Annotated in this window: 9 protein-coding genes and 1 pseudogene; 5 read left to right on the top strand and 5 right to left on the bottom strand. The window is 62.1% G+C overall.

Annotated elements, in window-relative coordinates:
- Positions 1–35 precede the first annotated feature (35 nt).
- From ACNPN0_RS02310 to ACNPN0_RS02320, 3 genes are all read right to left on the bottom strand, one after another.
- Positions 36–920 carry a 1,4-dihydroxy-2-naphthoate polyprenyltransferase gene (locus ACNPN0_RS02310; protein WP_332502785.1) on the bottom strand — a complete coding sequence of 295 codons (885 nt, stop codon included), beginning with the start codon at positions 918–920 and terminating at the stop codon, positions 36–38.
- 75 nt (positions 921–995) lie between these two features.
- A complete protein-coding gene (locus tag ACNPN0_RS02315) occupies positions 996–2123 on the bottom strand; it encodes an AMP-binding protein (protein ID WP_434693146.1) in 1128 nt (375 codons plus the stop codon).
- A 27-nt stretch (positions 2124–2150) separates the two neighbouring features.
- Positions 2151–3113: a 1,4-dihydroxy-2-naphthoyl-CoA synthase gene (locus ACNPN0_RS02320; protein ID WP_402695857.1), complete on the bottom strand. Its 963-nt coding sequence runs from the start codon at positions 3111–3113 to the stop codon at positions 2151–2153.
- 185 nt (positions 3114–3298) lie between these two features.
- Between ACNPN0_RS02320 and ACNPN0_RS02325 the strand changes: the two are divergent.
- Positions 3299–4739, top strand: a pseudogene (locus tag ACNPN0_RS02325) (amino acid permease).
- 72 nt (positions 4740–4811) lie between these two features.
- Here the strand turns inward: ACNPN0_RS02325 and ACNPN0_RS02330 are convergent.
- Positions 4812–6239, bottom strand: a complete 1428-nt coding sequence (locus ACNPN0_RS02330) for an MFS transporter (protein WP_434693142.1) — start codon at positions 6237–6239, stop codon at positions 4812–4814.
- Between the two features lie 336 nt (positions 6240–6575).
- On the opposite strand from ACNPN0_RS02330, the gene ACNPN0_RS02335 reads away from it, so the two are divergent.
- From ACNPN0_RS02335 to ACNPN0_RS02345, 3 genes are read left to right on the top strand one after another with little or no spacing between them, the layout of a single operon-like run.
- Positions 6576–7799 (top strand): thiolase family protein, encoded by a 1224-nt coding sequence (locus tag ACNPN0_RS02335; protein ID WP_105656942.1) that lies wholly within the window; start codon positions 6576–6578, stop codon positions 7797–7799.
- 2 nt (positions 7800–7801) lie between these two features.
- Positions 7802–8596: an enoyl-CoA hydratase/isomerase family protein gene (locus ACNPN0_RS02340; protein ID WP_332594626.1), complete on the top strand. Its 795-nt coding sequence runs from the start codon at positions 7802–7804 to the stop codon at positions 8594–8596.
- A 2-nt stretch (positions 8597–8598) separates the two neighbouring features.
- A complete protein-coding gene (locus ACNPN0_RS02345) occupies positions 8599–9471 on the top strand; it encodes a 3-hydroxyacyl-CoA dehydrogenase NAD-binding domain-containing protein (RefSeq protein ID WP_434693137.1) in 873 nt (290 codons plus the stop codon).
- Positions 9472–9530: 59 nt separating this feature from the next.
- Here the strand turns inward: ACNPN0_RS02345 and ACNPN0_RS02350 are convergent, their stop codons facing one another.
- Positions 9531–10388, bottom strand: coding sequence for a LuxR C-terminal-related transcriptional regulator (locus tag ACNPN0_RS02350; protein WP_434693134.1), 858 nt, complete (start codon positions 10386–10388; stop codon positions 9531–9533).
- A gap of 122 nt (positions 10389–10510) precedes the next feature.
- On the opposite strand from ACNPN0_RS02350, the gene ACNPN0_RS02355 reads away from it, so the two are divergent.
- A complete protein-coding gene (locus tag ACNPN0_RS02355; RefSeq protein ID WP_434693132.1) occupies positions 10511–11125 on the top strand; it encodes an acetate uptake transporter in 615 nt (204 codons plus the stop codon).
- Positions 11126–11151 lie beyond the last annotated feature (26 nt).

Genomic DNA, 11151 nt, shown 5'->3' on the forward strand with positions numbered 1-11151 from the left:
GCCAGCCCATCTCGTTTTTCCTTCTGCAGCGGTGGCTAGGCCAAAACCTCGATGGCGATAGCCAAGGAGAAGAGCACCGCATACACGACATTGACCATGCCGGTCTGCTTGAGCACCAGCACCAGCTTTGGCAGCTGCTGCTCGCGAAGCATCAGCAGCGATGGTGCCACTGCAGGAACGAAGGTGAGCAGGACCAGCCACATCCACGGGAAGGCGCTGGTGGCCAGCAAGGGGAGCAGGATGGCTACCGCCAGCATCAGCACGTAGCTCAAGCGGGCATTGTGTTCGCCAAGGCGCACCGCCAAGGTAATCTTCCCCACCTCTTTATCGGTAGGAATGTCTCGCACATTATTGGCCATCAGCAGGGCGCAGCCAATCAGGCCGGTGCCGATGGCACCCCACAGCGAAGCCATGGTCAGCTGGTTGATCTGGGTGAAGGTGGTACCCAAGGTGGCGACCAAGCCGAAGAAGATGAAAACGTAAATATCGCCCAAGCCGCGGTAGCCGTACGGGTTCTTGCCGCCGGTGTAGCCCCAAGCGGCGAAGATCGCGGCGACGCCTACCAGCAGCAGCGGCCACGAGGAAGAAATGATGACTAGCACGAGGCCGAAGATGGCGGCTAGCCCGAAGCAGCCGAAAGCGGCATTGCGCACGTTCTTCGGCTCGGTGAGCTTGGAACCGGTCAGGCGCAGCGGGCCGACGCGTTCGTCATCGGTGCCTCGGATGCCGTCCGAGTAGTCGTTGGAGTAGTTCACTCCGACCTGGAGCAGCAGGCCCACCAGCAGAGCCAAGACGAAACGGAACCAATGAACGGTTCCAGTTTCGCCCAGCGCGGCTGCGGTACCGATGACAACCGGGGCAATGACGATAGGCAAGGTGCGCAAACGCGCCCCAGAAACCCACTGGGAAAGTGTGGCCACTTTCTGTCCTTTCAGGGCAAGCGGAAACTCGTACCCTCTAGTTTCCCGCGATTAGGCGTGCAAGGCGAATCGAGACTAGTCGCGAACGGCCAGTTCTTCGATGACCAGCTGTCGATTGAACTTGCCATTAGGCAGCTGCGGCAAGCCAAGAGGGTAGTGGCGCACGTGCTTGGGCACCGCTTCCTTGCCCAAGGTCCGGCGCACCGCTTCGAAGGCATCGGCGGTATTGGTCGGGCCCGCATAGGCCAGGCCGACGCTGTGGCCCCATTGCGGATCGGGTACCGGGACCACGATTGCCTGCGTGAAGAATTCTTCCAGCAGCCCTTCAATCTTCGATGCCGAAAGCTTGATGCCCCCGGTATTGATCACATCATCGATGCGTCCGATGATCTTCAAGCGCTGTTTTTCAACGGTGCCCAGGTCATCGGTGACGTACCAGCGGACACCATCGCGTTCAATGAAGTGCTCGGCGGTGGCTTCGGGGGAGTTGGCGTATCCGTCGGCGAGCATGGGGCCGGCGACCCAGATGCGCCCCTCATGCGCTGCCAGCTGCACGCCGGGAAGGGCCGTGCCGTTGTAGACCAGGCCGCCGGAAGTTTCCGAGGACCCATAGGTCTGGAAAATCTTCAGCCCATGGTGGCGGGCGCTGACCAGCAGGTCCTTGCTGGCTCGCGCGCCGCCCAAGAGGATGGCGTCGAAACGCTTCAGCGCCTGCAAGGTTTCTGGCGCCGGGTTATCCAGCAGCCGGGCAAGCTGGGTTGGAACCAGCGAGGTGATCCGGCGGGAGTCGATCATTTGATTGGCGGCTTCGGTGAATGCCGTGGCCGAGAAACTGCCCTCGGTGTCCATCACCACGGGCTTGGTGCCGGCGAACAATGAACGCGTCAGCACGCTCAGCCCCGCGACATAGTGCACCGGCAAGGCCAGCAGCCACTGGCCTTCGAAGCCGAGGAACTCGGCCGTGGCCTGCGCACTGGATGCCAACGCCGAAACGCTGAGCACCGTGCGCTTGGCCCGGCCGGTGGAACCGGAAGTCCGCACCACTGCCATGGGCTGCTCGAAACCTGGCAGGTCCTGTGGCGCCAAGTACTCGATGCGCCAGCCGTTGGGGTTGCCCTCATCGAGCAATACCTCAACAGCCGGGCCCCCGTCATTGGCTGCCGTAGCCAAGGCTGCGAGCAGTTCAGAGAGTTGTTCGTCCATATCCGGTCCTCGTTCCGTCGCGGAAGATTAGAAGTAGTAAGGGTAGTTGGACCAATCCGGGTCGCGCTTGCCCAGGAACGCGTCGCGTCCTTCTACTGCCTCATCAGTCATGTACGCCATGCGGGTGGCTTCGCCAGCGAAGACCTGCTGGCCGGCCAAGCCGTCATCGGCCAGGTTGAAAGCGAACTTCAGCATGCGGATGGCCTGCGGGGACTGGCGGGCGATGTCGGCAGCGTACTCCAGGGCCACCTCTTCGAGGCGTTCATGCTCTACCGACTCGTTGACGGCGCCCATGCGGACCATGTCATCGGCCGAGTACTCGCGGGCAAGGAAGAAGATTTCGCGGGCGGTCTTCTGCCCGACCTGGCGGGCGAGCAATGCCGAACCGTATCCGGCATCGAAGGAACCGACGGTAGCGTCGGTCTGCTTGAACTTGCCGTTCTGCTTCGAGGCAATGGTCAGATCCGAAACCACGTGCAGCGAATGGCCGCCACCGGCAGCCCAGCCGTTGACAACGCAGAGGACAACCTTGGGCATGGTGCGCATCAGGCGCTGGACTTCCAGGATATGCAGGCGCCCGGCACGCGCCGGGTCGATGGATTCGCGGGTCTCGCCTTCGGCATAGCGGTAGCCGTCACGGCCGCGGATGCGCTGGTCGCCGCCGGAGCAGAATGCGTGTCCGCCGTCCTTTTCCGAGGGGCCATTGCCGGTCAGCAGGACGGTGGCCACGTCGCTGGTCATGCGGGCATGGTCCATGGCGCGGAACAGCTCGTCCACGGTGTGCGGGCGGAAGGCGTTGCGCACCTCGGGGCGGTCGAAAGCGATGCGCACGGTCGGAAGGTCGCGCACGATGCTTCCATCGTCGGCTCGCTGGACCTGGCGATGGTAAGTGATGTCGGTGAAGTCGAATCCCTCGACCACGCGCCAGCGCGTTGGATCGAAGACATCGGAGACCTTCTCGGGCAATGCGGAATTATTCAGGCTACTCACCCTATGAATGCTAGTCGGTTTCGTCCGGAACTCTAAGAAAGGAGGAGTAGACTTTTCACGGCCCGACTCGCGGTTGCGCGTGGAATCCCCGCCCGTACGACTTGGACCATCCAGTGAATCACCGGATTCATTTCACGATTTTTGCACGGATTCATTGAACGCGTCCGTAGGTCAGGAGTTCATCTATGCCATCTGGTCAGCATCGCCCGGCAACCCCGGAAATCAGCGCCGAGGGCTACAAGAAATCCCTGAGCCGCCGCCACGTCCAGATGATCGCGATCGGCGGAGCCATCGGTGTGGGCCTGTTCATGGGCTCCGGCGGGCGCCTGGCCTCGACCGGTCCGGCGCTGGTGCTGTCCTATCTGGTAGCTGGCGCATTGGCCTACCTGCTGATGCGGGCACTGGGCGAACTGATCATGATACCGCCAGACTTCCGGTTCCTTCGTCTCGTATGCGGCTGAGCTCTTCGGCCCCAAAGGCGCCTTCATCTCCGGATGGATGTACGTGCTGAATTGGATCATGACCGGCATTGCCGAGCTGATCGCCATCGGCCTGTACTTCCAGTATTTCTTCCCGAATGTTCCGGTAACCGTTTCCGCGTTCTGCGCGTTGCTGCTGCTGGTGGCCATCAACCTCTTCAGCGCCAAGGCTTTCGCAGAATTCGAGTTCTGGGCAGCCTGCATCAAGGTGACCGCGATCGTCCTGTTCCTGGCCGTGGGGACATACATGGTGGTGACCAACGCACAGGTGGGAGACCACACCGCGTCGGTGGCCAACCTCTTCATCGGCGATGAGAACGGCGAGGGCGGTATGTTCCCCCGTGGTTTCTTCGTCAGCATCCTGGTTCTGAACTCGGTGATCTTCGCCTATAACGCCATTGAACTGGTGGGCATTGCCGCCGGAGAGATGGAGAACCCGGAAAAGGAAGTTCCATCGGCAATCCGTGCGGTGGTTGTTCGCATCCTGGTCTTCTACGTAGGCAGCGTCTCCCTGCTGGCCATGGTGCTGCCATGGAACGAATACGAATCCGGGGTCAGCCCGTTTGTCACGGTCTTCGAGAAGATGGGCCTGGGCTGGGTTGGCAGCGCGATGAACCTGGTGGTGATTACCGCTGCGCTGTCCTCGTGCAACTCGGGCCTGTATTCCATCGGCCGCATCCTGCGCACCATGAGCGGCAACGGGCATGCACCGCAGTGGCTCGCGAAGATGAACAAGCACTTTGTTCCGTCCACCGGCATTATCACCGTGGGCGTGGTCTATCTTGCCGGCGTCATCCTGAACATCTGGCTCGGTGATTCCTTCGCCTTCGACCTTGCCTTGAATACCGCATCCATCGGCGTGCTGTTCACCTGGGCCTCGATTTTCGGATGCCAGCTCATGCTGCGCAAGAAAAAGGGCTCTGTTTCCTCGCTGCCCATGCCCGGGTCGCCCATTACCGGTTGGGTCGGATTGATTTCCTTGCTGGTTATCACCGTCCTGATTTCTTTCGATACCTTGACCGGGGAAAATGGCGAGGTCTTCCCGGTGGGGCTGTACACGATCGCCACAATTCCGGTGTTCGCCTTGCTGTTGTGGGGCGGATGGCATTTTGCTCGCAAGCACGCCCGGGTGGGCATCGATTTCTAGGCCGCCAGCGACAATGCGCCAGCCGCCAAGGGGAGCAGTTCAACTGATGCGCCCCCTTGGCGGCTGGATGGCTCAGGACGTTCGGTTTTCATCCCGCTGCACCGTGGCGAGGATGCCGGTGTCCAAGGCATCGGGAATCGCGGTGCCGCGCAGCGAAGCGCCGGCGGTCTCCGGCATGAACTTGATGGCGATCGCACCAATCACGCACGCTGCCATCATGTAGATGGCCGGGAAGAGCAGGAAACCGGTGGCATTGATGGCCGCTTCGTTGACCATCGCGGCGGTGCCGCCGAAGACCGCCGTAGCGATGTTGTAGGTAATCGCGAATCCTGCGAAGCGCACCTGCGAAGGGAACATCGCCGGGAACGTCGCGGTAATCGTGGCCAACTGCGGAATGTAGAGCAGACCCAGCACGGCGAAGCCGACAATGGCCCAGGCGAAGGACTTGCCCATCAGCCAGAACATCGGTATTGCCAGCACGAACAGGCCAATGACGGAGGCGTACCACATTGGCTTGCGTCCGACCTTGTCCGAAAGCGAGCCCGCAAACGGAATAACGGCCATCATGGCCACCTCGCCTATCAGGATGGTGGCCAGCGAAGCGTTGGGGTCCAGCCCCAACTGGGTTTCCAGGTACGTCGGCATGTAGCTGAGCAACGTGTAGTTCACGACGTTCAGCGCGATGACCAGTCCGGTCATGGTCAGCATGGGGCGCCAGTAGGTGAATACCAGTTCCTTGAGCGACCCGCCCTGCTGGGCTTCGCCGGATTCTTCCATCTCCTGGAAGACCGGTGTGTCCTCCAATCTGCTACGCAGGTACAGGCCGATCAGGCCCATGGGCAAAGCGAGGAAGAATGGGATACGCCAGCCGTAAGCCATCATGGCTTCCTCGCTGAGCACCACCTGCAAGCCCAGCATCACGGCGGTGCCGAGGGCGAAACCGCCCAAGGTGCCGAATTCCAAGAAGGAACCGAAGAAGCCGCGTTTGCGATCGGGCGCATACTCGGCCATGAAGGTTGCCGCGCCGCCGTACTCGCCACCGGTGGAGAAGCCCTGGACCATGCGCAGCAGCACCAGCAGGATTGGAGCGGCGACGCCAATGGCTTCGAAGGTTGGCAGGATGCCGATGAGGAAGGTGGCCAGCGACATCATGATGATGGTCAAGGCCAGGATTTTCTTGCGCCCCAGCTTGTCGCCCAGCGGGCCCCAGACCAGGCCGCCAATCGGGCGGACCAGGAAGGAGAGGGCGAAGGTGGCTAGGGCCATGAAGGTGCCGCCCTCGGTGGGGAAGAAATGGGCGGTGATGTAGGTGACGGCCACGGCATAGACACCGTAGTCGAACCACTCGGTCATGTTGCCCATGGCCGATGCCGCGGTGGCCTTGCGAACTTCTTGCCGGCCTTCTTGCGTGTTCATGTCCGGCCCGATGTCATGGTCCAGGTCGGGAGTGAAATTATGTGCATTCGAGTTGTCGTTTGGCTGGCTATGTTCCGGTTGCATTGCTGCTCCGTTGTTTTCAGCTTTCCGTCGACCGATCGCCCTAAGGCCAGGTAGGAATTCATGGCCTTGGCCGCGGTCCACGATCCGGGCGTTCCCCGGAGTCGGTTAAATACCAGAGGCTATTCGAATCAATTTTCAAAATCAACCACTGACATGGAATTGATTGTCCGCAATTGCGGACAGAACGGGGGTTGGCCCGTGGCCCGGCCGTGTGGTGCCGGCGGGCTGGAAATGGTCAATTGTGAAAATCCGGCGACCCGCGACTTTATTATTGAACGAATGGTCGGTAAGTTTAGGTGTTGAGGGTCACTAACCATTTTGGCATAAGGAGCACAGATGACCGAGGCATTTCTCGTAGGTGGAGCACGCACGCCGGTAGGCCGTTATGGAGGTGCGCTCAGTGCCGTGCGCCCCGATGACCTGGCCGCGCTGACTATTCGCCGAGTCATTGAAGACGCGGGCATCGATCCGGCCGACGTTGATGAAGTCATCTACGGAAACGCCAACGGCGCGGGCGAAGAGAACCGCAATGTTGCCCGCATGGCTGCGCTGCTGGCCGGCCTGCCCGTGACCGTCCCGGGCATCACGGTCAACCGCCTCTGCGCCTCGGGCATGAGCGCCATCACGATGGCCAGCCACATGATCAAGGCCGGCGCCGCGGACATCGTGATCGCCGGCGGCACCGAATCCATGTCGCGGGCACCTTGGGTCATGGAAAAGCCTTCCAAGGCCTTCGCCAAGCCGGGGGCAACCTTCGACACCTCCATCGGCTGGCGCTTCACCAACCCGCAATTCCTCTCCGGCCAGTACTCGCGCGATGGCAAAGCCACCTTCTCGATGCCGGAAACCGCCGAGGAAGTCGCCCGCGTCTACAACATCTCGCGTGAGGATTGCGACCAGTTCGCCGTCGAATCCCACGCCAAGGCCATTGCCGCCATCGAGGCCGGGCATTTCCGCGATGAAATCGTTCCGGTCACCGTCAAGGGACGCAAGGCAGAGAGCATCGTGGACACCGACGAGGGACCACGGCCAGGGACCACCATGGATGTGCTTTCCGCCCTGCGCCCGGTAGTCAAGGGAGGAAGCGTCGTCACTGCTGGCAATGCGTCGACGCTGAACGACGGAGCGTCGGCAATCCTCGTAGTCTCCGAACGGGCCATCAAGAAGTACGGGCTGGCGCCGCGCGCCCGAATCGTCGATGGGCAGGCCGCGGGCCTGGAACCAGAAATCATGGGCATGGGACCGGTCCCGGCGACCCGCAAGGTACTTGAACGCGCGGGACTGGGCATTGACCAGATCGGTGCCATGGAAATCAATGAAGCCTTCGCCAGCCAGTCCCTGGCCAGCATGCGCGAGCTGGGGGTCGATGCAGGAATCGTCAACCGCGACGGCGGCGCCATCTCGCTGGGCCATCCGCTGGGTTCCAGCGGTTCCCGCATTGTCATCACCCTGCTGGGCCGCATGGAACGGGAGCTGGCTTCCGAGCAGCGCAAGCTGGGCATTGCCACCATGTGCGTTGGCGTGGGCCAAGGCACCGCGATCTTGCTGGAAGGCGTCTAGAAGTGGGCGATTTGAACAGCGGGTTCACCACCCTCAAGCTGACGGAAACAGATGACCGCCTCTGGGTGCGCCTGCACCGCCCAGCGGTCCGCAACGCCATTGACCAGGCCATGGTCGACGAGCTGCACACCATCTGCGATTATCTGGAGAAGAATCCCAAGATCCTGATTATGGCTGGCACCCCCGCAGAGGCAGCGAGCGAAGCGAATCCCAAGGGGCGCAAGGGCATCTTCGCTTCCGGAGCCGATATTTCCCAGTTGCGCGAACGCCGCCGGGATGACGCGCTCGCCGGGATCAACTCGGGCATCTTCGACAGGATCGCCAAGTTGCCGATGCCGGTGGTTGCGGCACTGGACGGCTTCGCCCTGGGCGGGGGCGCCGAACTGGCCTACGCCGCGGACTTCCGCATCGGCACCCCTGAGCTGCGCATGGGCAACCCGGAAACGAATCTGGGCATCATGGCCGCCGCAGGCGCCACCTGGCGCCTGAAGGAACTGGTCGGCGAGCCGCTGGCCAAGGAAATCCTGCTCGCTGGCAAGGTGCTCACCGGCGAGCAATGCCTGGCCGCCAACCTGGTGACCGAACTGCATCCGGCTGCCGAGCTGGATGCCGCCGCCGATGCCTTGGCAGATCGCATAGCAGCCCAGGATCCGCTGGCGGTGCGCATCACCAAGTCCGTCTTCCATGCTCCGCGCGAAGTCCATCCGGTGATCGATACCTTGGCCCAGGGCATGCTTTTCGAGTCCCAAGCCAAGTTCGACCGCATGCAAGCATTCCTAGATCGAAAGAAGAAGTAACCATGAGCGCACAAACCAGCTTCACCACCGGTGCGTTGCCGCAGCAGATGGGCGTGCTCGGCGGAGGACGCATGGGTGCAGGCATCGCCCACGCCTTCTTGACCAGCGGCAGCGCAGTTCTCGTTGTTGAACGCGACGACGAGGCGGCGCAGGCGGCCTATGAGCGCGTAGCCGGATCCGTGGACAAGTCCATTGCCCGTGGCCAGATCAGCGAAAGCCGCGAAGAGGTTTTGGCCCGTTTCTCCACCAGCACCGACTACGAGCAGTTCGCCAGCGCGCAGCTGGTGGTTGAAGCCGTTCCGGAAATCTGGGATCTGAAGGTTTCTTCCCTGCAGGCCGTGGAGCAGGCGCTGAACGCCGAGGCGGTGCTCGCTTCGAACACCTCGTCGCTGTCGGTTAGCGGCTTGGCCAAGGAATTGCAGCGTCCCGCGAACTTCCTGGGCTTGCACTTCTTCAACCCGGTTCCCGCCTCCACCCTGATCGAGGTCGTGATCGGCAAGCAGACCGATAAGACCCTGGTGGACGCATCGCGCGGATGGGTTCAAGCACTGGGCAAGACTGCAGTGGTGGTCAATGACGCTCCCGGGTTCGCTTCTTCCCGCTTGGGCGTGGCTATCGCCTTGGAAGCCATGCGCATGGTCGAGGACGGCGTAGCCAGTGCCGAAGACATCGATAACGCGATGGTCCTGGGATACAAGCACCCTACCGGCCCGCTGAAGACCACCGACATTGTCGGTTTGGATGTGCGCCTGGGCATTGCCCAGTACCTGCACGAGACTCTGGGGGAGCGTTTCGCTCCGCCGCAGATCCTCAAGGACCTGGTGGCCCAGGGCAAGCTCGGACGCAAGACCGGCCAGGGCTTCTACAGCTGGTAAACGGCTGAAGCCAGTTGCGAGGCTCGTAGCCCGGGTCCCGGGGTCCCCGGAATGGCCGCCTAGGGGATCAGGCCCCGGCTGCGAGCGCGCAACACCACATCAAAGCGATTCGTGGCACCCAGCTTTCGCACGGCCGAGGCCAAATAGCTTTTGACGGTGCTTTCGGCTAATCCCAGATGCGTCGCAATCAAGGCGTTGCGCTTGCCCAGTGCCAGATGGGAAATCACATCCAGCTCACGCGGCGAAAGGATCGAGGGGCCGTCGATTGCCCGCGGCGCCGGCCCCTGCCCTGGGCGCAGCATCGTGCTGGCCGTGCTGAGCCGGGCGGCGAGTTCCGGATCCTGCACCATCCGCGCAATATCGCGCAGCTCGGTGTAGAGCGCATTGAAATCTTCTTGGCTCAATGCCATGTCCGAGGGGTGCGCGGCTTGCGGTTCGGAGGCACTGAGCACCGCCATGCGCCTCTGGGTCTCTTCATGGACCGATAGTTCCCAGGCGAGCCGGCGGGCCTCTGCTGCGGCGGCGGACAGCATTCCATCGGTCAGCTGCCGGCGGTTTCTCAGTCCGGCATAGATCAGCGCACGCACCTGGTCGTCAACCACGACCGGTACTGCCAGCAAGGCCAGTATTCCCTCGCCGCCAATTTCCCGGTCATAGCTGTGAATGATTTCCGGGGTCTCGTGGTACGAATCCGTGGCTGCCAATTGACGCCGCGATAGCGCCAAGCCGCCTAGGCCCTCACCGGGCTTGACCACCAGGCCTCGCAGCGAACCGGTACGGGTTCCTGCGAAACAAGTCAGCTTCGTACCCGTGGACCGGGCGAAACCGCCAAAGGCAACTGGCAGGCCGGTGCGTGCCGCCAAAGTATTGAGCGTGCGGTCCAAAAGGGCTATTTCGTGTGAAGAATCAGTGGTCACCGGCTACCTCCTTTAGATGGTAGTGATCCGACTCACCATCAATTTAGGATACCTGCTAAAGGCAAGTGATCGGCATCACTTGCGTGGATTGAATTGACCGCTGACACGATGGAGTATCCGCCATGACCGCACTGCTGACCCGAGAAGACCCCATTGGAATCGCCTCACCAGCCGCACCGGCCAAGCCGGGCCTGGCTGACCCCGCGGCACTGGGATTGGGCGCCTTTGCGCTGACGACCTTTGCGCTGAGCCTGTCCAACGCCGGGATCATTCCAGAAGCTGGCGCCGCTGTCCTGGCGATTGCCCTATTCTACGGTGGCGTGGTCCAGTTGATTGCTGGCGTCATCGAATTCGCGAAAGGCAATGTCTTCGGCGCCACCGCGTTCACTTCCTATGGCGCGTTCTGGATGGCCTTCTGGTGGCTGGAAACCAACCCGGAGGTAGCGCAGGCGGCGGGCCCGGCGGGCCTCGGTGCATTCCTTCTAGGGTGGACCATTTTCACCGCCTACATGACGGTCGCCGCCCTGCGCACCAATGGCGTGCTGGTTGCCGTGTTCACCATGCTGACCGCGGCCTTCATCTGCCTGACTATCGGCGCCTTCACCGGCAGCACGCTGATACACGAACTCGGAGGCTGGTTGGGCCTGGTCACCGCATTCCTGGCCTGGTACGGCTCCTTCGCCATCGTCACGAACGCCACCTGGGGACGCCAAGTCCTGCCTTCCTGGGCGAAGTAGGCGGCGGAAAGCTGGTCGCAGGCGCG

This window comes from Glutamicibacter sp. AGC84, from assembly GCF_053543575.1.